This is a genomic window from Enterococcus sp. C102(2024) (genome assembly GCF_040888205.1).
Taxonomy (GTDB): Bacteria; Bacillota; Bacilli; order Lactobacillales; family Enterococcaceae; genus Enterococcus; species Enterococcus faecalis.
Map to the genome: position 1 here is coordinate 492,790 of NZ_JBFOHH010000002.1, position 23,597 is coordinate 516,386.

23 protein-coding genes are annotated in these 23,597 nt (G+C 38.1%); 6 read left to right on the forward strand and 17 right to left on the reverse strand.

Going from position 1 to position 23,597, the window contains the following annotated elements; genetic code table 11:
• Positions 1-154: 154 nt before the first annotated feature.
• Entirely contained in the window at positions 155-907 is a 753-nt protein-coding gene (locus AB3I34_RS06960) for an IclR family transcriptional regulator (protein ID WP_002355294.1), read from the reverse strand.
• A 130-nt stretch (positions 908-1,037) separates the two neighbouring features.
• Complete coding sequence (locus tag AB3I34_RS06965; RefSeq protein WP_002383688.1) at positions 1,038-1,505, reverse strand: MerR family transcriptional regulator; 468 nt, start codon at positions 1,503-1,505, stop codon at positions 1,038-1,040.
• A gap of 100 nt (positions 1,506-1,605) precedes the next feature.
• On the opposite strand from AB3I34_RS06965, the gene AB3I34_RS06970 reads away from it, so the two are divergent.
• Together AB3I34_RS06970 and AB3I34_RS06975 are read left to right on the forward strand one after the other, a co-directional pair.
• Complete coding sequence (locus AB3I34_RS06970) at positions 1,606-3,123, forward strand: MDR family MFS transporter (protein WP_002389910.1); 1,518 nt, start codon at positions 1,606-1,608, stop codon at positions 3,121-3,123.
• A complete protein-coding gene (locus tag AB3I34_RS06975) occupies positions 3,123-3,827 on the forward strand; it encodes a DUF4811 domain-containing protein (protein WP_010711971.1) in 705 nt (234 codons plus the stop codon). Before AB3I34_RS06970 ends, AB3I34_RS06975 begins: the two co-directional genes overlap by 1 nt.
• A 42-nt stretch (positions 3,828-3,869) precedes the next feature.
• Here AB3I34_RS06975 and AB3I34_RS06980 read toward each other — a convergent pair whose 3' ends face one another.
• The 5 genes from AB3I34_RS06980 to AB3I34_RS07000 form a co-directional block, all read right to left on the reverse strand.
• Positions 3,870-4,961: a hypothetical protein gene (locus tag AB3I34_RS06980; protein WP_010817012.1), complete on the reverse strand. Its 1,092-nt coding sequence runs from the start codon at positions 4,959-4,961 to the stop codon at positions 3,870-3,872.
• Positions 4,962-4,987: 26 nt separating this feature from the next.
• Positions 4,988-5,143, reverse strand: coding sequence for a hypothetical protein (locus AB3I34_RS06985; RefSeq protein WP_010709202.1), 156 nt, complete (start codon positions 5,141-5,143; stop codon positions 4,988-4,990).
• A gap of 133 nt (positions 5,144-5,276) precedes the next feature.
• The gene (locus AB3I34_RS06990; RefSeq protein WP_002355288.1) at positions 5,277-6,506 is read right to left on the reverse strand and encodes an ABC transporter permease; all 1,230 of its coding nucleotides are present in this window, start codon (positions 6,504-6,506) and stop codon (positions 5,277-5,279) included.
• Positions 6,503-7,213 (reverse strand): ABC transporter ATP-binding protein, encoded by a 711-nt coding sequence (locus tag AB3I34_RS06995; RefSeq protein ID WP_002383683.1) that lies wholly within the window; start codon positions 7,211-7,213, stop codon positions 6,503-6,505. Before AB3I34_RS06995 ends, AB3I34_RS06990 begins: the two co-directional genes overlap by 4 nt.
• Positions 7,214-7,222: 9 nt before the next feature.
• On the reverse strand, positions 7,223-8,401 hold the full coding sequence (locus AB3I34_RS07000; RefSeq protein WP_002375821.1) for an efflux RND transporter periplasmic adaptor subunit: 1,179 nt from the start codon (positions 8,399-8,401) through the stop codon (positions 7,223-7,225).
• A gap of 319 nt (positions 8,402-8,720) precedes the next feature.
• Between AB3I34_RS07000 and AB3I34_RS07005 the strand changes: the two genes are divergently transcribed.
• Both AB3I34_RS07005 and AB3I34_RS07010 read left to right on the forward strand, forming a co-directional pair.
• Positions 8,721-9,359 carry an NAD(P)H-binding protein gene (locus AB3I34_RS07005; RefSeq protein ID WP_002373205.1) on the forward strand — a complete coding sequence of 213 codons (639 nt, stop codon included), beginning with the start codon at positions 8,721-8,723 and terminating at the stop codon, positions 9,357-9,359.
• A 78-nt stretch (positions 9,360-9,437) separates the two neighbouring features.
• Positions 9,438-10,553, forward strand: coding sequence for an FAD-binding oxidoreductase (locus AB3I34_RS07010; RefSeq protein ID WP_010711969.1), 1,116 nt, complete (start codon positions 9,438-9,440; stop codon positions 10,551-10,553).
• A 67-nt stretch (positions 10,554-10,620) separates the two neighbouring features.
• Here the strand turns inward: AB3I34_RS07010 and AB3I34_RS07015 are convergent, their stop codons facing one another.
• From AB3I34_RS07015 to AB3I34_RS07025, 3 genes are read right to left on the reverse strand one after another with little or no spacing between them, the layout of a single operon-like run.
• A complete protein-coding gene (locus AB3I34_RS07015; RefSeq protein ID WP_002355280.1) occupies positions 10,621-11,775 on the reverse strand; it encodes a mannitol-1-phosphate 5-dehydrogenase in 1,155 nt (384 codons plus the stop codon).
• A gap of 14 nt (positions 11,776-11,789) precedes the next feature.
• Positions 11,790-12,227, reverse strand: a complete 438-nt coding sequence (locus AB3I34_RS07020; RefSeq protein ID WP_002355279.1) for a PTS sugar transporter subunit IIA — start codon at positions 12,225-12,227, stop codon at positions 11,790-11,792.
• 14 nt (positions 12,228-12,241) lie between these two features.
• A complete protein-coding gene (locus AB3I34_RS07025; RefSeq protein WP_010711968.1) occupies positions 12,242-14,014 on the reverse strand; it encodes a PTS mannitol-specific transporter subunit IIBC in 1,773 nt (590 codons plus the stop codon).
• Between the two features lie 245 nt (positions 14,015-14,259).
• On the opposite strand from AB3I34_RS07025, the gene AB3I34_RS07030 reads away from it, so the two are divergent.
• Entirely contained in the window at positions 14,260-14,355 is a 96-nt protein-coding gene (locus AB3I34_RS07030) for a type I toxin-antitoxin system Fst family toxin (protein ID WP_015543884.1), read from the forward strand.
• Between the two features lie 256 nt (positions 14,356-14,611).
• Here the strand turns inward: AB3I34_RS07030 and AB3I34_RS07035 are convergent, their stop codons facing one another.
• From AB3I34_RS07035 to AB3I34_RS07045, 3 genes are read right to left on the reverse strand one after another with little or no spacing between them, the layout of a single operon-like run.
• Positions 14,612-15,046 carry a PTS sugar transporter subunit IIA gene (locus AB3I34_RS07035; RefSeq protein WP_010711967.1) on the reverse strand — a complete coding sequence of 145 codons (435 nt, stop codon included), beginning with the start codon at positions 15,044-15,046 and terminating at the stop codon, positions 14,612-14,614.
• A gap of 10 nt (positions 15,047-15,056) precedes the next feature.
• The gene (locus tag AB3I34_RS07040) at positions 15,057-17,090 is read right to left on the reverse strand and encodes a BglG family transcription antiterminator (RefSeq protein WP_010711966.1); all 2,034 of its coding nucleotides are present in this window, start codon (positions 17,088-17,090) and stop codon (positions 15,057-15,059) included.
• A complete protein-coding gene (locus tag AB3I34_RS07045; RefSeq protein ID WP_010711965.1) occupies positions 17,081-18,823 on the reverse strand; it encodes a PTS transporter subunit EIIC in 1,743 nt (580 codons plus the stop codon). The genes AB3I34_RS07040 and AB3I34_RS07045 overlap by 10 nt, the downstream gene beginning before the upstream one ends.
• A gap of 183 nt (positions 18,824-19,006) precedes the next feature.
• Here AB3I34_RS07045 and AB3I34_RS07050 point away from each other — a divergent pair, with 183 nt between their 5' ends.
• Positions 19,007-19,840, forward strand: a complete 834-nt coding sequence (locus AB3I34_RS07050) for a Cof-type HAD-IIB family hydrolase (protein WP_010817009.1) — start codon at positions 19,007-19,009, stop codon at positions 19,838-19,840.
• 42 nt (positions 19,841-19,882) lie between these two features.
• Here AB3I34_RS07050 and AB3I34_RS07055 read toward each other — a convergent pair whose 3' ends face one another.
• The 4 genes from AB3I34_RS07055 to pcp all read right to left on the reverse strand — a co-directional run bounded on the left by AB3I34_RS07055 (position 19,883) and on the right by pcp (position 23,597).
• On the reverse strand, positions 19,883-20,518 hold the full coding sequence (locus tag AB3I34_RS07055; RefSeq protein WP_002358386.1) for a nitroreductase family protein: 636 nt from the start codon (positions 20,516-20,518) through the stop codon (positions 19,883-19,885).
• 4 nt (positions 20,519-20,522) lie between these two features.
• The gene (locus AB3I34_RS07060; protein WP_002362972.1) at positions 20,523-20,957 is read right to left on the reverse strand and encodes a MarR family winged helix-turn-helix transcriptional regulator; all 435 of its coding nucleotides are present in this window, start codon (positions 20,955-20,957) and stop codon (positions 20,523-20,525) included.
• Positions 20,958-21,108: 151 nt separating this feature from the next.
• Positions 21,109-22,554, reverse strand: coding sequence for a Na+/H+ antiporter NhaC (nhaC, locus tag AB3I34_RS07065; RefSeq protein WP_002383673.1), 1,446 nt, complete (start codon positions 22,552-22,554; stop codon positions 21,109-21,111).
• Positions 22,555-22,955: 401 nt separating this feature from the next.
• Positions 22,956-23,597 (reverse strand): pyroglutamyl-peptidase I, encoded by a 642-nt coding sequence (gene pcp / locus AB3I34_RS07070; RefSeq protein WP_002355269.1) that lies wholly within the window; start codon positions 23,595-23,597, stop codon positions 22,956-22,958.

Here is a 23,597-nt window from a genome sequence, read left to right on the forward strand (position 1 = left end):
CCCTCATTTCTTATTTAGAAATATATATTTATTATAAAGAAATTCACAACTTCATTATACAGATAAAAAAAGAAAATGCAAACGTTTTTACAAAAATAAAAAAAGAAAGCCAAACAAAAATCCCAATCGACTTTTGTTTGGCTTTCTTTTTCTACTATAATTTCGCTTCAATCGCTGCTTTTGTTGCTAAAAGGGCTTGATTAATCGTCGTTTTATTTTCCTCTGTCAAACGATATTTCGGCATGCTCACACTAAAAGCACCCGCAATTTCGCCATCTTTCATTAAAGATACTCCGCTACAGAAAATATCTTGTTCAATTTCTTCATCATCGTAAGCAACCCCCGTTTGTTGCACTTGTTTTAATTCTTTTTTCAAACGCAAGGGATTGGTAATCGTATTTTCGGTATAGGGAATTAATGTCTGCGTATCTAAATATTGTTGCACTTGTTCTTCCGAAAATTCTGCTAAAACGGCTTTACCCATGGCCGAATTATACAAAGGTCGAGTAATTCCCACTTTCGAGGACATGCGAATCGTTTGATTTTTCGGTTCTAATTTATTGATATACAGAATTTCATTATTATTTAAAATCCCTAAATGAATGGTTTCATCGACCGTATTTTGAAGGTTTTCTAAATAAGGTACCGCAATTTCAGCTAAATCGATTTGCTCCACACTTTGATTCGCATAGCGAATCAATTTTGTTCCTAAGCGGTACGTCTTGTTCGTGTCTTTTTGAACATAGCCAATTAATGTTAAGGTTTCTAAAATTTTGATTGCCGTTGATGCCGTCATTTCGGTATTCTTTGCAATTTCCTGCAAGGTTTGATCGGGTTGTAAACTTAGACAGTCCATGATTTTAGCCGCTTTTAATAAGACTGTTCCGTAAGGTTTTGTTTCTTTCATCGAAACCCTCCTTTTCCATATAAGAAATTATATAGAAAAATAAAGAAATTGCAAGAAAAAAAGAACTCGAAGATTCATTCAGTAACGTTTTACTTTCACTTCAGGTCTTTCTCCCAGTCCTATTTCATTCTTATTTTCTTTTCTTTAACTCATCAGAAACATCTGCATCCTTAGGAATTAAAAGATACTCACTGACTTCTGTGGTTTCATTAAATACGACATATAATTTTTGTTCTTCATCGAAATCGCCCAAATCAATCGCTACGTAATTGGGACAAACTTCTGAGATACCATGAAACATTTGACTAAAGATTTTTTTCGTCATCCCCACATTACGATGCTGCTCTTCTGCTTTTTCCACCGCACTTTGTAACGTATATCCTTCATCCAAAAAACGCTTGATCCAATGCACTTTGACGACTGTATGTAACCGATATTTCCGTGGACCGTTTGCGTCTTTCGCAATAGAAGAAATATACCCTTTTTCTTCCCAATAACGAAGTTGACGTGGCGAAACTTCAGCAATTTCACTTAGTTCACTAATTCCTATCAACAAATTTTCTTCATTTAACAAACGCTGAATCATTTTTGACCACATTAGTTTAACTTCCTTTCCCTTATCCTTTCCTTAATTGTAGTTTTTTTTACACATTTGTCAAGTAAGTTGACAAAGATTCTAATTAGTTGTAAAGTAGTTAATGCAATTTAATTTGAAACTTACAGAAAAAGGAGCGATATATGTGACTTCACAACAACCTGTGGATATTCACGGAAAACCTTATAACCGGTCGTTACTAGTCGGTGTTTTACTAATCGGAACATTTTGTACGATTTTAAACCAAACACTTTTAACGACGGCCTTACCTACATTAATGAAAGAATTTGATATCTCAGCTTCAAGTGTACAGTGGCTAACCACTGGATTCCTACTTGTGAACGGCATTATGATTCCCATCAGTGCTTGGTTGATTAACAAATTCAGTTCAAAAAAATTATACATAACAGCGATGTCAACGTTCTTAATCGGAACCATCATCTGTTTTGTAGCGCAAGACTTCGGCATGTTATTGACTGGACGTCTTGTTCAAGCCGCAGGGGTCGGCGTATCTATGCCTCTTTTACAAACAATTATGCTTTCAATTTTCCCGCCTGAAAAACGTGGCGCTGCCATGGGCACAACGGGAATTGTTATCGGATTAGCACCCGCTTTAGGTCCAACATTATCTGGTTGGATTATTGATTCTTATACATGGCGTGACCTTTTTGGGATGGTCATTCCAATTGTTGTTTTAGTCCTAATTTTGGCTTCATTTTTAATGAAAAATGTCATCCAATTATCTAATCCAAGTATCGATGTCTTATCGGTCATTCTTTCTACTCTCGGATTCGGTAGCTTACTTTACGGCTTCTCAAGCGTTGGTGATAAAGGGTGGGGTAGCCCGCAAGTCTATGGATTCTTAATTGTTGGTGCGATTGTTTTATGTCTTTTTACATATCGACAATTGCATTTAGAACAACCTTTCTTAGAACTACGCGTTTTTAAATCAAAAGTCTTTACTGTTGCAGCCATTTTATCTGGCGTAACCAACATGGCAATGATTGGTGCCGAAATGGTTTTACCTTTGTATATCCAAAATATTCGTGGCGAATCTGCCTTCCATTCAGGGTTAATGCTTTTACCAGGAGCGTTAGTCATGGGACTTATGATGCCAGTAACGGGTCGCATTTTTGATAAAATTGGTGCCCGTCGTCTTGCGATTACTGGGATGTTTATTTTAACAGCTGCAACGTTACCGTTTGCTTTCTTAACAAAAGCAACACCTATTATTTATATCATTGTCCTATATGCGATTCGGATGTTTGGTATTTCGATGGTCATGATGCCTGTAACAACTTCTGGCATGAATGCTTTACCAATGAATTTATTAAGTCACGGAACTGCTGTAAACAACACCTTCCGACAAGTAGCTAGCTCAATTGGAACAGCTGTTTTGATTAGTGTTTTAACAAATGTTACCAAAGACGGCTTACCTGCATCAGACTTATTAAAAACAGCCCCACTCGCTTATCGCGATCAAGCAACAAACGCAACATTAAACGGCTATCACGCAGCCTTCTTCGTGGCAACAATCTTTGGCGTTCTCGGCTTGGCGATTACTTTCTTCTTAAATAAAAAAGAAGCGATGCCGGTTAAGGAAGTAGGTGCAATGAAATAATGATTATTTTTCTTTTAATCCTTTGCGTGTTAGGCTTTGCCTATACGAATGTATTTGGCCGAAAAGTCTGGCATAAATTCTGTATGGTTATTTTTGGTTTAGGCTTCTTAGCTTCGTTAAGTCTTATCGTTTTAAACGATAAAGATCATTTTGGTATGACCGAAGTTACTCAGGACAAAACGTTTGAACTAAAAAGCAGTAGTTCAAGCAAAGATGGCCCCAACATGTTATTGTACCAGCCGTTGGGCGATGGTTCCGAAAAAGTTTATTTATATAACACACCAGATAAAAAGAAACTACAAAAAACAGGAACGGAAAACGTCACAAACACAGTTCAAAAAGATGCTCAAAAAGCCACATTAGTCCAAAAAACGACGAAATGGTCCTATCAAGAGTCTTGGGCCAAAACACTATTTGGCCTTGCTGACAACGATAACCAATTTGCAAAACAAGAAAACACCTTCAACGTTGCTAGTGACTGGCTAGTTTTAAGTGCTGATCAAGCCAAAAAATTAGGCGAATATATGGAACAACATGCCGCTGATATCAAAAAAGAAGGGACTGAAACAGTTGGCAAAAAAATGATGGACGCTATGCTGGCGAATCCATCAATGTCCCAAGAAGAACAAGCAAAACTCACCGAACAATATACCAAAGAGTTTCAACAAGAATTGATTCAGAAAATTCTTAGTGACATGAAGTAAAAAAAGGACTGCCTGAGAAACTTATCAGGCGGTCCTTCTTTTTTAATGATTAACCCAAATATAAATACCTTGTTCTTCTTTTTCAAGAACTTTTGTTTCCGAAAGCAAATTTCCTGTCACCAAATCATATCTGAGAAGCGTCTGACCAGCTAAAACCAACAACTGATTATCTTTCGTTGTATTTACACTATAGATCATAGATTCTTCTAATTCTTCCGTCTTTAACTGTCCATTAATATTTAAAAAATAACTTTCTTCCGTAGCAAGATTAACAATTGACAGTCCCACTTTCCCTAATGCATTTGGCTCGTGATCAATAATCAAATATTCGGACGTTCTACTTTTGTAAATTAGGTTAGGAAAATTCTCTGTCAATTGAATAAAACGTTGATTTTTAGCATCTAAACCCATTTGCATAATTCGATTATCTGGCACATTTTCATAACTTACTCGGTTTCTATGAGCCGTTATCGGCAAGTAAATTTGATTATTTACAATCACAGAAGAAGTAAAACCATAAACATACTCTGGGTTTGTATCTAAAAATATTTCGTCTGTTAATGTCAAATTTTCCCCTTCTTTAAAAATGAACAACGTATTCTCATAAAGTTGTTTTTCTTTGGCTTCCTGACTAGCGACGACATATAGCTTATTTTGTGTTCCTGAAAATTGCGTAACTGGTGTTGTAGATTCATTAAACATGTATGAACTAACTGGATTCCCTTCAGTATCAAAAGAATAAAAACGCTCTGCTTGAACAGTATAAAAATAGTTGGAGCTATAACCAGTACCAGTATAAGGATATTTTTCTGTCTTTCTTTTCAAAAGTTCTCCTTTTAAAAAATCAACACTCACTATAAATTCATCCTTAGTGCTGCTCAAAAGATCACCCGTTGAAAATAGTAAATAGTGGGATTGTAATCTTCCTTTTGAAAACCCTGTTGGGACAATCTCTGGTAGATTCACACGACTTCGCTTATGTTTTTTGATGTCATTTTCAGAAAACATGAATGAATAAATCGCTTGGGTTGATAATACATAAAAATCTGTTTCTTCTTGCACAACAAAAGATTGCTTTTTTTCTTCTATCAATTTGTCTTTTACAACAAATAACATTATTCCAATACTAATCAAACTAAGAAATCCTGCTACTATTTTTTTCATATTTTCGTTGTATTTCTATATGTAATTGGCGCCTGAACTTTTTTAAACAATTGTCTTATACTCACTATATTATTCCCTAGACAGCTTTGATACCTTTCTTCTACAGTCCATTCTACATAACCAACCAACAACAGTCTAACCGTTTTTTTCATTTTCTCTCCTCCTATTAAAACAATATGCTTCCATTGTGACCATGCACAACAAAAGCATATCATTCAATCTTTTAACAAACAATCTCATTTCAGATTATTTGAACTGTTTAGAAAAAACCAAAAATATATCTTTTTAATTATAAATCGCTTTAATCGGATCCATCCTCGAGGCACCAATTGCTGGAATAATCCCGAAAAAGATACCTGTGAAGACAGAAACCAATGTTGAAATGGCAAAGATGGACGGCGTAATAATTGGCGTAATCGAAATATACCCACCGACCACAGTTGCCAATAAATAGCCGCAGCCGACACCAATCAAACCACCAATCAATGTGATAAACGCTGCTTCCATTAAAAATTGGAATAAAATGACTCGTGGTTTAGCACCAATGGCCCGACGAATCCCGATTTCTCGTTTCCGTTCCGTGACAGACACATACATGATGTTCATGACGCCAATTCCCCCGACTAATAGGGAGATTGCAGTAATTGCCATCAGAAACATCGTCATACCCGTGACCATTTCTTCCATTTGTTGTTGGAGTTGTTGGTCTTGGTCATTTTCTTTAAACGTTCCTTTCACTTCAGGATGATTTTCACTTAAAATAGTGATTGCCTGTCCTAAAATTGCTTCACGGTCCGCTCCCTCACGAACCTTAATATTGATGCCACTAATTGCTTTTGTTTTCGCTAATTTATTGTATGATTCTCGAGAAACAAAACTGCTCATAGCAGTTGCCCAATCATCGTTCATACCCAAACTATCTAAATCTTTTGGTGCTAAAATACCAATCACCTTGTACATATAACCACCAATTGAAACAGCTTTTCCAATGAGTTGGCTAGGATCATCAAGCCGAATTTGCGCTTCAAAGATGTCATGATTTAAGACAATCGCATCTGTATTTGCATCGCTCGGTTGAAAATCACGACCATATAAAATATCATTCTGCCCTTTAGTCGACGTAATGGATAAATTCGCTTGCGCCCCAAAATAATCCATTGGTACAAACAAATTGTCTCCGCCCCCCATCATTGATTCACCATATTGAGGGTAAATACTTTCAATTCCTTGAATGTCTTGTAATTTTTTCAAGTCCACTCGGCTAAACGTATAATCTGGCTCTTCGTAGGACATAAAATTGTCACTGCTACCATCTGACATTGTATAATGAATCTTCAAAACATCCGCGTTCACTGCACTGGATGCCTTCACAACTTGACGCTTCATCCCTTCACCTAGTGCAGAAATCGTTACGACTGATGTAATCCCAATAATAATCCCGACCATCGTTAAAAATACCCGCAACTTATGTGCCTTTAAGCTTAAAAAAGTACTAACAAATAAATTAGCAATCATCTAATCACCTCTTCTTCCAAAAAGCGACCATCTTTCATATGAATCACTCGTGAGGCATATTTTTTCATATCTTCATCATGTGTCACCATGACAATTGTTTTGCCCTGTTCATTCAATTCTTTCAATAATTCCATGATTTCTGTACCCGTTTCACTATCCAATGCCCCAGTCGGTTCATCAGCCATAATCAATAATGGATCATTCACCAAGGAACGAGCAATGGCTACTCTTTGTTGCTGTCCTCCAGAAAGTTCAGTAACTTTTGATTTGGCTTTTGTTTCCAAACCGACAATTTTTAGGTACTTCTCAGCAATCGCTTTTTTCTCAGCGCGGCTTTTTTTCCCTTCATAAACACAGGGCAATTGAACATTTTGACTAACATTTAAGGAATTAATCAAGAAAAATTGTTGAAAAATAAACCCTAGATATTCATTGCGAAAGGCTGATTTTTTATTTTCAGACAATTTTGAAACATCTGTTCCTGAGAAATGATAGCTTCCGTCTGTTAAGCGATCCAAGAAACCAATAATGTTCATCAGCGTTGTCTTACCACTACCGGACTTCCCCATGATTAAAATGAACTCTCCTTGATGGATGGTCAAGTTCAATTCTTTTAAAACATGTAGTTTTTCCTTACCTACTGGATAGAACTTGTTAATGTCCCGCAATTCAATGAGGGGTTGATTTGTATTGTTTGCTTCCACCATCAAGCCCTCCTATTTCGACGCATCTGTCATTGATTCGTTGGTTGCTGATTCATCAGAAGCAATCGCTGCATCTGATTCAACAATGTCACCGACTTTTACTGGTTTTTTTGAAGAAATAACCACTCGGTCGGCTGATTCTAAGCCAGATTCAATCGCCATTTTGTCGCCATTTTCTTGCCCGACTTGGACGTCACGACGAATGATGGTTCCAAAATCATTCACTAAAACGTAGGCCTGTTCACCCTCTTTTTGAATCGCTTTTTTCGGTAACTCAATCGCCCCTAAATCGCCTAAATCAATGGTTGCTTGCATATGATAGCCATTTTTGACTTTGTCTAAATTGGCCAACGCAATTTTGACGCTATAACTAGACATCGTCGTGCCGCCCTCTGGATTGCCACTCGCGGCATCGCTGTTGCCTTCAGGAGGATTATCATCGATGTAAGAAATTGAGCCATCCACAACCACATTATTGGAAACAGAAGTTAGTTTAGCTTTTTGCCCAACACTAATTTTAGTCAAATCCTTTTCATTCACTTTCCCAGCTAAATAGAGATCTTCTGAAGTTAACCGTAAAATCGGTGAATTGGCGTCTTTTACTTCTGGAATTGATACGCGACCTTTGAAATTAGCTTTTGTGGAAATATATTGCTTCGCTCCTAAATCCGCTAAGGTTTCATTGGTGAAGGCAATCTCTTCATCTACCGCATCGACTTCTGTTTGATATTGTTCATTTAAATCATCCCCAGACATCGTGCGGTCTTCTTCTTTAGTTTTATTAAATTTATCAATGGCCCGATTCCACTTATTATAGATATTCGCCCGCTTCGTTTCTAATTTGGCTAAGCTATTTTGTTGTGCCTCAATTTCTTTTGTGACCGCCTCATCTTCATAAGTAAATAATTCTGTGCCTGCATCTACGACATCGCCGTTTTTCACCTTAATCTCTGGATCCTTTGTTATTTTTTGATCACGCGCAAAGGCTTCCATTTGTTCCGGTTGGATGACACCGTTAATATAAATTTGTTGCAAGTCGGGAACGTCAAAATAGTCAATTCCCCAGTCATCTTTAGGCGCTTGCTTGACAGCTACTTGTTGTGCATTTTTATTTAACGCATTCACAGTTACGATGCCCCCAACCGCAATTACCGCAACTGCCCCCAATATAATGATCGTTTTCTTCTTCATTTTCTTCGTTTCATCTCCTCATTCTGTCTATTTTCCCAACAAACTAAATTGCTCGGTCGTTCACTTATAACTATTTAACCATGCTTGAATTCAAGAAACAAGGGCCTTTCTCTAGGCCTTTAGTCTGATTTATTTCATTTTTGTTCATTTTTTTATTTATTTCACGACAATAAATAACCATTGTTGGGTCTTTGTGTTTCAACAATATAAAAAGGTTATTTTTATGTTATTTATAATTAAACTATACGCAATCGAGATTTTTTGCTTCTTTTTTTATTTAAGGTACACTAGAAGAAACAATTGAAAGTGAGGGCTTGCCATGAAAATCATTATTTTTGGCGGTAGCGGTTTTTTAGGTCAACAAATCGCGAAAATTTTAGTCCAACGCCAACATCAAGTCATCAGTGTTTCACGTCATGGAAAGCCTGCCACGCTCTCCGCATCTTGGAGCCACCAAGTGCAGTGGGTATGCTCCGATGTTACTCGTGACACGAATTGGCAAGAACAAGTCCAACGTGCTGACTGGGTCATTGATACAGTAGGTATTTTATTTGAAAATCCACGAAAAAAGAAAACCTATCAACGGCTAATTCTGACGCCAGTGAAAAAAATCAGCTCTTTTTTAGCACAACAAAAAAAGCCAGCTAAGTTTTTATTTATTTCAGCCAATACTGTTCCTTTCCCTTTGAGAAAATATATGGATGCCAAATTGGCAGCGGAGGAACTAATCCACCAAGAAGTCGCCGAAGCAGTGATTTTTTATCCTAGTTTACTTGTAGGTCAAGAACGTACCGGCACCATACTTTTTAGTAAATGTATTTATTTTTTTAAGAAAATCCCCTTTTTAAAGAACTTATTTATTGGCTATGATCCTGTGCCTGTGGCAGAAATGGCACAAGAAATTGTTCACGTTTTAGAAGGCGGCAATTCTATTTACACACACAGAAGGACCCGTTAACAAGTTATCTCCCAATCGTCTCTGTCTAGAGGCGGTTTTTTTGTGTTACAATACAACTGTTCGAAGGAGAGAAGAAGCATGAAAAAAATTGCCATTATTGGCGGCGGCATTATCGGAATGACGTTAGCTAATTATTTAGATCCACAAAAATTTGACATTACCGTTTATGATGAAGGGCTCGGCCAAGCGACTAAAGCGAGCGCTGGGATTATTTCCCCTTGGCTATCCAAACGTCGGAATAAGAAATGGTACCAATTAGCGCGAGAGGGCGCTGCCCTATTTCCAAAGCTAGTCAAAGATTTTCAGCTGACGGAGGATATTTATCGTCAATCAGGGACAGTCATTTTGCGCCCGGCAGCCGCTTTGGCAGACTTAGCCCATTTGGCAGAAGAGCGTAAGCAAACTGCACCTGAAATTGGAGAAATCACGATGTTGTCAGCGGTTCAAACAGCGAAGTTCTTACCGCTACTTAAGGAAACTCCCTCACTTTTTATTTCTGGTGGCGGTCGCCTAGATGGACCAGCTTATCTAAACCATCTTCAGAAACGCGCCGAAGCTAAAGGGGTCACTTTTTGTTCACAACGGGCGTACTTTCGACAACTGAATCAAGGGTGGGAAATTGTCACAAATTCAGGAAAAAAGAGCGTTGATTTTCTCGCTTTAACACCTGGTCCTCATTTAAAGGAATTACTCGCTACTTTAAATTTATCTGTGGACATTCGTCCCCAAAAAGGACAATTATTAGTTTTCGAGACCCCTTTTACAAACAGTCAGCAATGGCCTGTTGCTATGTTAGATGGCGAAGCCGATTTAATTCCTTTTAATCAAGGAAAAATTTTATTAGGTGCCACCCACGAAAATGATCAAGCCTGGGATTTAGAAGAGACTGTTAGCGCTTTTCAACAACTAACTTCTGGGACTGCACCATTTCTAAAAGAAGCAGAGCAGCTTTTTAAGCAACCCATGCATTACCGCGTCGGTACACGTGCTTATACATCTGATTTCGCTCCGTTTTTTGGCCCTTTGCCAGAAATGCCCCACCTTGTGGTTGCTAGCGGACTTGGTTCATCAGGACTCACTACTGGCCCATTCATTGGTTACCAATTAGCTGAATACTTCAATACAGGTGCCTTCAAAGGAGAGCTTTATCAAAAACCACTTAGTCAATATGTTAAAAACAACCCCTCACTTTAATCAGCGAGCGGTTGTTTTTTCCTTTAAATTAAGAAATGTGAAGTATCTTGGTAGAAGGATTTTGTTATTATGCTACTTGTGGTCGCGCATAGCGTTCTACGTTTTGTTTAATATTTTTAACCGTTTCTGGATCTTCAATGCCCGTTACTTCAGCGATCACTGTATCAACGCTTTCTTGGTCAAGCATTTCCTGTAATTGACGGCTTTGTTCATCTTCTGGATCATGATAATTAAAGACAATACCAATCATTGCTAATAAATGCGGCGACACTAGATTGCGTTCCTGTAATTCACGGATTGGTCGAATAAACCGTTCTTGCGCACCTAATTTTCTGATTGGTGTCCGTGCTACACGTGTAATAGCATCTGAAATATATTTATTTTGGAAACGTTGAATAATTTTTTCAATATAGGCTGCATGTTCTTGTTCATCAAAATTCCATTTAGCCACTAAAAGTTTACCGGTTTCCTGCAAAACTGATTTGAGTTGTGCTACCACTAAGGCATCCTGCATCGCTTCGTCAATGGTTTGATAGCCTAACAACGCCCCTGTATAGGCAACTGTAGCATGGCCAGTGTTTACACTAAATAATTTTCGTTCAATATACGGCTCTAAATCAGCAACGTAATGAACGCCTTCTAACTGAATCTCTTTGGCTTTTCGGTTGGTATCATCAATGACCCATTCACAAAAAGGCTCAACTTGAACAAAAAGTGGATCTTCATGTTTTTGTAATGGAACAATCCGATCAACTGCCGCATCAGGAAAACCAATCCATTGTTCAGCATAAGCTGGGTTTTTCAAATATTTGGCCACTTCTTCTGCTAAAAAGGTTGAACCACCAATCATATTTTCACAAGCGATAATATCCAGCGGCTTTTGACAATTTGCTTCGGCACGTGCATCAATTCCTTGGGCAATTAATTCAGCAATTCTTGGTAAAATATTGGGACCAATCGCCGTCGTGACTAAATCGGCTTCCGCAATTGCTTCTACTACTTTTTCTGGTTCTGTCATGTTATTTAATCCGGTCACATTTTCAACGTTAATTTGTTGATGTGAGGCATCGGCCAATTCAATTGTATAACTTTTACGTTCTTTTAACGCTTGAATGATGGTTTCATTAACATCCACAAACGTAATATGAAACCCGTTTTTAGCTAAAATTTCGCCGATAAAGCCGCGTCCAATATTTCCTGCTCCAAAATGTACTGCGTTCATTCTTATTCTCTCCTTTAAGCAATGGCTAAATTTTCTGTTATTTCTTCTTTACTTAATGCATCGGCAAGTTGCACCACGTTATCCATATCACTACAATAAAGTGCAATTTGTTGGACTAATTGCAAATGTTCTTCACCGACTCCGGCAATCCCAAATAATACGGTAGCAATTTTTTCATCTTCTTCGGTGCCAAAATTAACGCCCTCTGGGACTTGCACTACACAGATTCCTGATTTTTTCACTAATTTTTTGGCTTCTTCTGTTCCATGAGGAATGGCAATAAAATTCCCCATATAAACAGATAGCAATTGGTCTCTTTCAATCATTGCTTCGATATAAGCGGGCTCAACACAGCCTGCCTCGACTAGTTTTTCGCCGCAAAAGCGAATAGCTTCTTCTTTTGTATTAAACTGTTGATTTAATTCAATTGAAATATTCGTAAGATTTTCCATTGTTTTCTTCCTCTCTAGGCACTTTCTTTTAAGAGCGAAACCACTGTTTCATATTTTTGGGGATTAACCATACTTTTTACTGATAAGTGTGTCGCTTTCGGTGCTTTTTTACGGGCTTGTTCCGTTAGTTCAGCTTTTGTGACAATTAAAGCCTGTGTTTGTTGAGTTAATTCATTAATATTAATTTTTCGAATCGGCATTGAAATTTTCTCTTTATCTAAAATTTCTTCTAAGACTTTCATTCCCATCGTTGCTGACCCGACACGGTCATCGTGAACCAAAAGAATCTCATTGACATTTGCTAAATCTCCCTCAATTTCAGAAGCAGGTTTTGCTTTGGAGGCTGTTGGTTGTGCGTCGTTTTTTTCTTTGGTACCTGATAGTTCAGCCACAATTTCATCATAACGTGGTGAGTTCAAGAAATTTTCAACTGCTACAAAAGTTGCATTAGGTGCTTTCTGTTTGGCCCGTTCTTGCAATTCCGCTTGTGTGACAATCAATGTATTTCCCTCATCGGTCAAATTATTAATGGCCCGATTCGTCACAGTTTGTACTAAACCAGCCTCTTGGACCTTTTTCCGTAAGATAGACGCACCCATTGCACTAGAGCCCATCCCAGCATCACAAGCAAAAATAATTTGTTGAATTCCTGACAATGAAGCACTACCATTTGCGACAGTTAATCCTTTTGATGCTGCTTTAGCAGCTTGGGTTTCTTTCACTTTTTGGGCAAATTCATCACTTTCTTCTTTCGCATCTGCTTTTAAAATGACTGCGGATACTGCAAAGGAAACAGCAGTTGCTGCTAAAACACCTAAAATAACTGGTAAGTAAGAACCCATTGGTGTCATCGCTAAAATAGCTATAATGGAGCCTGGTGAAGCGGGCGCACGTAAACCAGCATCTAACGTTTGGAAAACTAAACTACCTGTCGCGCCACCTGCAATAACCGATAAGAATAATAACGGTTTCATCATTACATATGGGAAGTAAATTTCGTGGATACCACCAAGGAAATGAATAATTATTGCTCCCGGCGCAGAAGATTTTGCCGCACCTTTTCCAAAAAACATAAATGCTAATAAGACACCTAACCCAGGGCCAGGGTTTGCTTCTAATAGGAAAAGAATTGATTTGCCAGCCGATAAGACTTGTTCTGTCCCTAAGGGTGTTAAAATGCCATGATTAATCGCATTGTTTAAAAAGAGCACTTTTGCCGGTTCAATAAAAATACTCGTTAATGGAATCAAATGAGCATTTAAAATGATTTCCACACCACGTGCCATTGCAGCAGTCAGCGCATCGACAATTGGGCCAATCGCTGAAAAACCAAGTAAAGCTAATGCAAAACCAATCAATCCAGCTGAAAAATTGTTTACTAACATTTCAAAACCAGCTTTAATCCGATGTTGGAAATACTGATCAAATTTCTTAATTGTAAAGCCACCAAGTGGACCCATAATCATGGCACCTAGCATCATCGGAATATCGGTTCCCACAATCACGCCCATTGTCGCAATTGCGCCGACTACGGCACCGCGATCACCTGCAATTACTTTCCCACCAGTGTAGCCAATTAATAATGGAATTAAATAGGTCAACATTGGGCCAACCATCGTGGCAAAGGCTTTATTTGGCAGATATCCATCTGGGATAAATAGCGCTGTCAAAACGCCCCACGCAATCAACGCCCCGATATTGGGCATCACCATGCTAGATAAGGTGCTGCCAAGTCTTTGGACTTTCGCTTTAATTGATACTTTATTTTTTTCTGGTACTTGTTCCATTTTTATTCCCCTTCTCTCAAGTAACTTTTCTTGTTGACTAAATTGTATCCGCTTTCCGAATCTGGAAAAAGTCGTACTTTGGCACAAACCATTGTGCCAAAAGTTGAAAGAAAAAAGCACGTGTTCTCTAGTTACGAAAACCAGAAAACACGTGCTTATTCCATTTCTAATAATTTCAATAATAAATGAACAACTTTTTATGCTATACTCAAATTGGCGACTTGCCTCGAAAGGAGGTGCATCACATGTACGAGATTGTCACAAAAATTCTTGTGCCGATTTTTGTCGGGATTGTCCTGAAACTTGTAACCATTTGGCTGGAAAAACAGAACGAGGAATAAACAAGTTGCTTCCAGCCGCTGCTGTCTAAACAGCAAAAAAAGACACCCTACTGCAATAGGGTGTCTTTTTAGTGCATCCATGCACGACTTTGTCACAAGTTACTTTAAATTTATCATAGGGCCTATTTTTTGTCAAGGAAACTTCTTATCTTTTTTGTTTAACCTCTTAAATAAAAAATATTTTATTTTTTAATATAAAATTATTTCAATAATTTTTGAACATTTCAGATTGAATTGATTTTTTTCAGACGTAACTTTAGGCTTGAGCCAGAATTTTTTGCGCTTCATCTATTGTTTGACAATCACTGAGCCGCTGAATGTTTTCGAGATCTGAACAGAAAAAAGCTAATTCTTGAAGCATGCTTAATTGCTGTTGACTTTTTAGAGCAACAACAAATAACAAGGTGGCTATTTTTCGATCTGCTTCCGTACCAAAGTTGACCCCATCAGGCACTTGAATAAAGCAAATCCCTTCTTTTAAAACTTGTTCATCTTGTCCTTCCGCATGAGGCAATGCCACGAAGTTACCGATATACACGCTGACTTTTTGTTGGCGTTGATACATTGCTTTGACATAGTCAGGCGTGACTAACTGATTTTTTAGCAGTAACTCACCAGAAGCTGCTAGTGCTTCCTCCCAACTAGCATACGACTGATTCAACATTATTTGCTCCGCTGTAATTTCAAACATCTCTCAACACCTAGCCTTTCATTTCTTCAATTAATAATGACGAAAGCAACTGATAAACAATGGCTTCATTTCCTGAATGAAAAATTTCTGTATTTAAATCATTCATAATAATCGCACCACTGATTTTTCCTAAAATTTTCCCGATTGTTTCATCAATCGGCATCGGCGCTAGCATGAGTAACATACGTTGTAACTGCATCGGCTTTTTATCCATACCTTCAATCATAAGTGGCTGGGCCAGATTAAAAATACAAAAAACAGGCTGTGTCACTGCTGTACTTGAGGTATGGAATAAGGCCATTTCCGTCTGAGGAATCCCAATAGGCGCTTGCTCGTAACGTTTCATCAATTGCTGACAGACGATTGCACTATCGGTGATTAAATCTACGGAAAGTTGCGCGAGAGCTTGTTGAACGGTTTCTGCTAAATCCGCTTGATTATTTAAATCTGCTATGAAAAATGTTTCTAATAGTTTACTAATTTCTTCCATGAAAGCGACCACCGTTTCGTAGCTTTCTTCGCCACCTATTTTTTTCACAGGCGCTTTCCTAAGCGAGCGTTTTTCGTGACTAATCCGCTTAAACTCTTCTTTCAATTGGCGGATTTCATCGTCTAAAAGTAACGGTGAGATTAATTTATATTTGCCATTGTATCCTGGTAATAACGAAGTGGAAATCACTAAGTCATAGTTTTCCTCAACATTCACCTTACCTAAATCCGCAATCCGAAAAAAATGAATCTGGTTGATAAAAGGAAAGTAGCGCCGTAATCGCATTTCCAGCATACTTGTCGAAGCCAAACCGCTAGGAGAAAAACCAGCAATATCAACTTCCATAATTTTGGGACTCCGCTCTAAAGAATTAGCAAAATGAAGTACCATGTAGGCAATTTCCTCTTCCGATAGATTCTTTTGCGGAAAAATTTGCGGCAACGCTTGGCGTAAAGCCGCAGCTATTTCTTGATATTGATTCATGATCCGTTCTAAAATGGGATTTGTTAAATCTTCTTCTTGTAAAACCGCCCGAGAAAAAACACCTGATAAATGCGTCAACAACATTTTATACAAATTGGTATCTTCGAAAAAATTAACTTCCGTTTCTTGACTTACTGCTTCAATCAGTTGTTTCACTGCATAAGCTAGCTGAGTGTCAAAATGTTCATCAAAAAAATCTTCATCAAAAGAATTAGAAAAATCACTTAATAAGCTAGCAAAAAAAACAATCTCATTGACAGCGTATAGTTGTTTCGTTTCAGCAGCGACTTTTGAAAAAAGTCGTTTAGAACAATTTAGAAAGGCCTTATTCATCTGCCCAGTATAGGTCTCATCAGCTAAATAAAAACCTGCAGTGACTCGATCCATCGCAATTGTTAACATTAAAATCAAATGTTGTAATTTGCGATCACTTAATGCTGGAAATAAAGTTTCTACTTCTGGCTGAACAATTGTTTGTGCAAATGCTAAATGTTCTGCATGAATAAACTGAAAGAAAAAATGGTCGTTTGTCGTTAATTCGGTAAAATGAAAAAATTGGTACTCATTAATTTCCATACTTAGAATATTCGCCATTAGGAGACGGCGATATTTTTCAGAACCAGTCACTTCATAGCCTTGATTCCGAGAAATCGTCAACGGAATCCGAGCAATCCGTGTTTCTAATTGTTTAATATCGGCATAAAAAGTCGTATTACTAATACAATACGTTTCCAGAAAATAATGCATAGAGACTGGCTCTTTTGTTTGCAGTAATGTCAATAAAATCGCATGTTGCCGCGCCAAAGTAGAAAGTTCCTGTGTCTCTTCTCCTAAAATAGCAGCCTGAATTTCCGTCATCGCTGCTTCATCTGCTTGAATCGAAAAGCGCCCACGAGCTACTTTTTCCAACGTCGCGCCCATCGATGCTAGCGAGGTTTCTAAATTTTCTAATTCACGATATACCGTCCGGCGGCTAACCTTTAACAAATTCATCATGCGGTTTACTGAAACGGGGGTAGGACTATTCACTAATTCCGTTAATAGAACAGTTTCTCTTGTCGTTAAAAACATCTATCAGCTCCTCCTTCCAGCCATTCTTGATACTCTTTCTTATTCAAAAAACTAGTAACTACGTATAAATTTTGTTGCGTTAGATCTAAATGATAGGCTTGCGCCAGTTCACGAGTCACTACGTAGGTTGTCTCCTTGGTAAAAAAGACTGTTTCCAGTGGTTCTTTAGATACTTCAATCGCGACTCCTTGTTTCGCCGCTTGTTGCCGCAATAATTCCATTCCCATTGTTTGCGATCCTCGAACATTCTCGGCATATAAAAAAACAAGCTTCTGTCTTTGTTTTGTCGGGTTCGTTTCAGTAGACTCTAAACCAAGTGAAGATTGCTCTTGAGAAGAAGCAGTCAGTTTGGCTAAAACTTGCGGGTAATAGGATTTAATTTCTAAAAAATTTTGAACACTCACCATATCCTTTTCTGGGACGTACTTTTGTGCTAACTGTTTCAATTCTGCTTGAATGACCACTAATGTCTTAGGCTGCCACTTCATTTGATGAACGGACTGGTAAGTCACAGGCATCTCCAAGTTCACAGCTTTTAATTGTCGGCTTAGCAAACTAGCCCCCATGGCACTTGAGCCCATTCCTGCATCACAAACAAATAAAATTTGCTGATAGTTAGGTGTGACTGTTTCCACTTGGTCTTCCTCCTTCATCTTTATCATTGAAACTAGTTCAATTCCTCGTTGACGTTTTAATAACAAGCTTGCTATTGCAAAAGAGCAAAGAAAGCTAACAAAAATTCCACTAAAAACCGCCAGCCTTGCCTCAGTCGGGGCATTGGCTAAAATCGCAACCAATGAACCTGGCGAAGCTGGAGCACTTAGCCCCCCATTAAATATTTGAAAAACAAGCGTACCACTCATTCCTCCAGCAATTACTGCTAAAAATAAGCGCGGATCCATCAAAACAAACGGAAAATAAATTTCATGAATGCCCCCAATCAATTGAATCATGGTGGCGCCTCCTGCTGTTTTTCGTTGTCCTACAGGCCCAAACAGCAGAAAAGCAACCAAAACGCCCACGCCTGGTCCAGGGTTTGTTTCCAATAGAAATAAAATGGACTGACCTGTTTGACTAGCACCTTCTAAACCTAGAGGCGTTAATAAGCCATGGTTAATCGCATTATTAAAAAATAACACTTTTAAGGGTTCTAAGAAAACGTGAACCAATGGTAAAAGATTGGCTTCAATTAACCAAGAAGAAAATTGATACAGCCAAAAACTAGCGCTTTCAACAGCCGGAGCTACAACCAGAATACCAAAACAGCACAGCAGTCCTCCCACAATTCCTGCTAAAAAGTTTTTAGTCAGCATCTCATAGCCTTCTTTAACTTTCGGTAAGAGAATTTGTTCAATTTTGGCGAAAGTATATCCTGCTAAAGGTCCAATAAACATGGCACCAAACAACTGTGGAACATCTGTGGAAACAATCACGCCCACTGTCGCGATAGCCGCAACGACGCCGCCACGTTGTTCCTCGAACATTTTTCCGCCTGTAAAACCAATTAAAATCGGTAAAACAACTCGAATCATTATCGTTTCGACTTCAGAAAGAGCTAGCCGTAGATTTCCAGTCGTATAGCCAGCCACCAAAGACAATAAGCTCCACGCAATAAAAATACTCAAATTTGGCATAATCATCCCACTCAAACGATGACCAAAACGACGTAAATAGGGAGTTACTTTCACAAACTTATGTTTAAAAAAGAGCGAATGCATTTCTTTTTCCTTCATATTCCTTGTCCCTCGCTCTCTATGTAGATAATTAGAATACTTCTATTATATGAAATTTCACAAAAAAATAGTATAGATTTTTGTAAAATAATTCTTTTATGCACCTCACAAGAGAATCCGTTTACATTAATAGAAAAAACTTTTATACTAAAAGAAAGAAACTCTTCGGATTGGAGGCCAATTATGGCAGTCAAAGCAATTGTAATGGATATTGATGGTACCTTGTTAACTTCAGAAAAAAAGATTTCACCAAAAACGCGACAAGCATTAGTAGCTGCACAAAAGCAAGGCCTATCACTGATTTTGGCTTCTGGCCGCCCGACTAACGGTATGCGGCCCTTAGCAGATGAATTGGAGATGGCTCATTATAATGGACACCTACTTTCCTATAACGGCGCTTGTGTCACCCATCATGGCAGTCAGCAACAACTATTTAACCAGACAATTTCAAAATCATTGAGTCAACAAATTTTAGAGCATTTGAAACAATTTGACGTAATTCCAATGATTAATGATGAAACATTTATGTATGTCAATGATGTTTTTCATAACACCTTACATTTAGAGACTGGTGATTTTAATATTATTGAATATGAATCACGGGGCGGCAACTTTCAATTATGTGAGTGGCATGATTTAGCCGCCAGACTAAACTTTCCCTTGAACAAAATTTTAATTGCTGGTGAACCCGCCTATTTACAAAAATATCATGAGGCCATCTACGCGCCTTTCAAAGAAACCGTCACCGCTGCTTTTTCCGCTCCTTTCTATTTTGAATTTACCGCCAAAAATATTGATAAAGCGCGTTCTTTAGAAAAACTAACCCTACAGTTAGGCATAACTGCTGAAGAAGTAATTGCTTTTGGTGATGGTCACAACGACTATACAATGTTGGAATGGGCCGGCACAGGGATTGCTATGGAAAACGCTGTTGACGAGCTTAAAAACATCGCAACAGAAGTCACTTTATCCAACGACAATGACGGCATCGCTGTTGCATTAGCCAACTTTCTTTAAGATCGTTGGTTGATGCAAGCGTACGCCGTCATTTTTTATTGCCTATTCAAATGTCGTGATTTTTTCTGGTGCTAAACGAACAGATTCATAGCCAGTTTCCATGCCCTTACCCACAGATAAAATCATTACTGGGACATAGCGCTCTTGATCTAAACCAAATGTTTCGGCTAATTTTTCCGCTTCAAAACCACCGATTGGATTTGTTTCATATCCGTGAGCTCGGGCCACTAACATAAATTGCATAGCTGCTAAACTCGCATCAATTTTTACGATGTCATTCATTTGTTCTCTGCTTAAACTTTCATAATGGGGAATAATCGCCGCTAATTGTTGGTCCCGCACTTCTTTAGGCATTTTACCACTAGCATAGGCTTGATTGTAAATTTCCTCTCCTCGTTCATGGCAGTTTAGATCACCAAAAATTAAGAGCATTGCAGAAGATGTTTCATTTTGACGCGTATTAAAGCGAATTAAGGGTTTTAATTTTTCTTTGCCTGCTTCACTTTCCACTACGACAAAACGCCAGGGCTGCATGTTAACAGAAGAAGGGGCAGTGGTCGCTTCTTGAATCATTGTTAACATTTCTTCATGAGAAATTTTATGGGTTTCATCGTACACCCGAACCGATTTGCGGCCAAAAACAATCTCTGAAAAATCATTCGTTGTATATGTTGTCATTCTATCATACCTCTTTCGTTGTAATGCTTTGATCTAGTTTTGTCAAAAGTTCTTTTAACTGGCGACAGTCGTCCTTTGTAAATGTACTGGGAATAATTTCTGTTACCGTTTGTTGCTTGGCTGTACATTGCTGTAGTTCTTGTTGTGCTTTTTCTGTTAAATGCACTAGCACTTCCCGATTATTTTCTGGATTTCGCTGTCGTGTCACATACTGTTTCTCTTCTAAAATTTTCAAATGGCGAGTGACCGCACCACTATCGATTTTTAAGTGTTCTTGAATCTCCGTTTGAAGACACGGCTGACGTTCTTTTAAAATCATCAGCAACTCATAACGAGTCAAACTCAAGCCAACTTGCTCTTCAAAAACTTTGGTAATTTTTTGATCTAATACCTTTAACTGACATAATAATTGGCTAACTTCCCGTAATGATAACGACATAGTTTCCTCCTCGAAAAGATGACTCGTCAACAATTGACTAGTCAACTATAACTGTTTCTTTCTAAAAATGCAACCTTTTTTACAAGAAAAATAGAACAATTGACAGGGAGAAACTACAGTATTCCCCATCAACTGTTCTATTTTAATCAATCTATTTTTCGGTAACAGGTTCTGCTGATAACCGCTTAATCCCTAAACCAGTAAACGCACTGACCATTGAGAAGACAGGCGATAATAAGCTAAAGAAAACAAATGGTAAGTAAGTCAACGTTGGTACGCCAAAGGTCCCCGCTACGAAGCTACCTGCAATCCCCCAAGGAATGAGGTAGTTAATAACCGTCCCGCCATCCTCCAAGGTTCTGCCTAAAACAGTCGGATCCAAGCCTTCTTTTTTGTAAACTTCTTTAAAGGCATTCCCTGGTAAAATAACCGATAGGAATTGTTCACCAATAAAAATATTTACGCCAATTCCTGTTAATAACGTTGATAAAATCAATTTCGGTGTACTGCTCATTTTCTGAGAAACAACTTCCATGACCGCAGAAATCAATCCTAATTCCATTAATAAGCCACCTAGAGACAACGTTAGAATAATAAGTGCAACAGTCGGCATCATACTCATAATTCCGCCACGACTTAGTAATTGATCAATTTGTGCGTTCCCCGTTTGAGAAACAAACCCATTTTCCAACGTGTTTCCTAATGCCTGCAACGATACTTTCGGATTTTGAATAATAATCATAATTACTGCCACAATAATGTTTAACAAAATCGTGATAATCGCTGGAATTTTGCGCCAGGCACAGATTAACATTAAGGCTAATGGTAACAATGACCAAATGGAAATGGTAAAGTGGTCTTCCAATACTTGAATAACTTGAACTACTTCTGTCAGACTAGTATTCGCGTACGTTTGTCCTAAAATCATAAACAAGATTAAAGAGACGATAAATGCTGGTACAGTCGACCACATCAAGTTTTTTATATGTTTAAACAAATCCGCTTCAACAATCGCTGCGGCTAAGTTTGTTGATTCTGATAAAGGTGACATTTTATCACCAAAAACTGAACCAGAAACAATCGCACCCACAACTAAAGCAGGATTTAACCCTAAGGTACTGCCAATACCGAAAAAGGCAATTCCAATTGTTGACATCACTGTAAAAGCACTACCTACTGCACTGCCGACAATCGCACAGACAATAAAAACTGACGGCACAAACCATTTAACACTAATCATTTTAAAACCAAAAACCATAATCGTTGGAATAATTCCTGCTTGAATCCAAACGGCAATCAATGCACCCACTAAAATGAAAATAAAAATTGGAATAATCCCTGGCTTCAAGCCATCAACAATCCCTTTATGCATTTGATCAAATGGTACTTTACGAAACATTGCGTAGCCTAAAATCAATGCAATCACAAACAAAATAGTAATATTTGGCGATATCTTTAAGCCAATTACTCCTGTTGCAATAGCTGCCACAATAATTAATAACACGATACTTGCTTCTCGAACACTCACGGTCTTCTTTTTCTGTTTTTCTTTCATTTCGTTACTCTCCTCTAATCTTTTTTCTGAATACTCTGACATTAAAGGATCTTATGATAACGAATAACCCCTCCACAACTCATTGAAAACGCCTCCTAAAGCTACATAAAAAGAGAGATTCATCCTTAAAGAATAAGGACGAATCTCTCCGCGGTACCACCTTAATTAGAAGCTTACTTGCTTCTCGCTTATGTATTATGTAATTGTTACTACTTATTAGTGTAATTCACAAATAGACTTGATCGATTCGCAGCAACCATCGACTTTCTGAACAAAACATCTATTTCCTACTGGGCTAATAATTTATGAATCTCAATATACCAAGAAGAAACCGACTTGTCAACGAAAATAGTATAAAAAATTTTTTCACACGCCAACAAAAATTACTTTTTCTTTTTGTAAAAATAGAAAAGCGCCTCCGTTCTCACGAAAGCGCCTGTTAATTAATGGGTTGTGCCACCTTGTAGTTGAATATCTTCTTGCGTTTTTACTGCTGCTTCAATCATATAGAACAAAGAATCTGTGATTGCTTCTAATGACATAGAAGCAAACGTTGGTTTATCAATTGTTTGTTCTGGTAGGAACGGAACATGAATAAATCCGCCACGAATAGTTGGATATTTAGTGTTAATTAAGTGTAGTAAGTGATACATAATATCATTACATACAAAGGTTCCTGCTGTATAAGAAATCGCTGCAGGTAATTGATGGTCATGACAATTTTTTACCATCGCTTTAATCGGTAAATTTGTAAAATAGGCTGTTGCTCCATCTTCAACCAACGGCACATCGCTTGGTTGTTGTCCTGCATTATCCGGGATACGCGCTTCCGCTAAATTAATCGCCACTTTTTCAACAGTGACTGTTTGACGGCCGCCTGCTTGTCCAACACAAATCACCATATCTGGTTGATGGGTTTCAATTGCTTCAGCCACTTTTTCACCACTAGTGCCAAAAACAGTTGGCACCTCCACTTTAATAATTTCAGCTCCTGCAATTTCAGCAGGTAATTTTTTGACTGCTTCAAAGGCAGGATTGATTGCTTCTCCTCCAAATGGATCAAAGCCAGTAACGACAACTTTCAT

Excerpts from the sequence above, each read along its gene's own strand:
- AB3I34_RS07030 (WP_015543884.1), top strand. The coding sequence starts at position 14,260 with ATGTACGAGATTGTCACAAAAATTCTTGTGCCGATTTTTGTCGGGATT.
- AB3I34_RS07010 (WP_010711969.1), top strand. The coding sequence starts at position 9,438 with ATGAAAAAAATTGCCATTATTGGCGGCGGCATTATCGGAATGACGTTA.
- AB3I34_RS07050 (WP_010817009.1), top strand. The coding sequence starts at position 19,007 with ATGGCAGTCAAAGCAATTGTAATGGATATTGATGGTACCTTGTTAACT.
- AB3I34_RS06970 (WP_002389910.1), top strand. The coding sequence starts at position 1,606 with ATGCAATTTAATTTGAAACTTACAGAAAAAGGAGCGATATATGTGACT.
- AB3I34_RS07000 (WP_002375821.1), bottom strand. The coding sequence starts at position 8,401 with ATGAAGAAGAAAACGATCATTATATTGGGGGCAGTTGCGGTAATTGCG.
- AB3I34_RS06990 (WP_002355288.1), bottom strand. The coding sequence starts at position 6,506 with ATGATTGCTAATTTATTTGTTAGTACTTTTTTAAGCTTAAAGGCACAT.
- AB3I34_RS07015 (WP_002355280.1), bottom strand. The coding sequence starts at position 11,775 with ATGAACGCAGTACATTTTGGAGCAGGAAATATTGGACGCGGCTTTATC.
- AB3I34_RS07005 (WP_002373205.1), top strand. The coding sequence starts at position 8,721 with ATGAAAATCATTATTTTTGGCGGTAGCGGTTTTTTAGGTCAACAAATC.
- AB3I34_RS07045 (WP_010711965.1), bottom strand. The coding sequence starts at position 18,823 with ATGAAGGAAAAAGAAATGCATTCGCTCTTTTTTAAACATAAGTTTGTG.
- AB3I34_RS07035 (WP_010711967.1), bottom strand. The coding sequence starts at position 15,046 with ATGTTTGAAATTACAGCGGAGCAAATAATGTTGAATCAGTCGTATGCT.
- nhaC (WP_002383673.1), bottom strand. The coding sequence starts at position 22,554 with ATGTCAGAGTATTCAGAAAAAAGATTAGAGGAGAGTAACGAAATGAAA.
- AB3I34_RS07020 (WP_002355279.1), bottom strand. The coding sequence starts at position 12,227 with ATGGAAAATCTTACGAATATTTCAATTGAATTAAATCAACAGTTTAAT.
- AB3I34_RS06995 (WP_002383683.1), bottom strand. The coding sequence starts at position 7,213 with ATGGTGGAAGCAAACAATACAAATCAACCCCTCATTGAATTGCGGGAC.
- AB3I34_RS06965 (WP_002383688.1), bottom strand. The coding sequence starts at position 1,505 with ATGTGGTCAAAAATGATTCAGCGTTTGTTAAATGAAGAAAATTTGTTG.
- AB3I34_RS07025 (WP_010711968.1), bottom strand. The coding sequence starts at position 14,014 with ATGGAACAAGTACCAGAAAAAAATAAAGTATCAATTAAAGCGAAAGTC.
- AB3I34_RS06960 (WP_002355294.1), bottom strand. The coding sequence starts at position 907 with ATGAAAGAAACAAAACCTTACGGAACAGTCTTATTAAAAGCGGCTAAA.
- AB3I34_RS07040 (WP_010711966.1), bottom strand. The coding sequence starts at position 17,090 with ATGTTTTTAACGACAAGAGAAACTGTTCTATTAACGGAATTAGTGAAT.
- pcp (WP_002355269.1), bottom strand. The coding sequence starts at position 23,597 with ATGAAAGTTGTCGTTACTGGCTTTGATCCATTTGGAGGAGAAGCAATC.
- AB3I34_RS06985 (WP_010709202.1), bottom strand. The coding sequence starts at position 5,143 with ATGAAAAAAACGGTTAGACTGTTGTTGGTTGGTTATGTAGAATGGACT.
- AB3I34_RS07055 (WP_002358386.1), bottom strand. The coding sequence starts at position 20,518 with ATGACAACATATACAACGAATGATTTTTCAGAGATTGTTTTTGGCCGC.
- AB3I34_RS07060 (WP_002362972.1), bottom strand. The coding sequence starts at position 20,957 with ATGTCGTTATCATTACGGGAAGTTAGCCAATTATTATGTCAGTTAAAG.
- AB3I34_RS06975 (WP_010711971.1), top strand. The coding sequence starts at position 3,123 with ATGATTATTTTTCTTTTAATCCTTTGCGTGTTAGGCTTTGCCTATACG.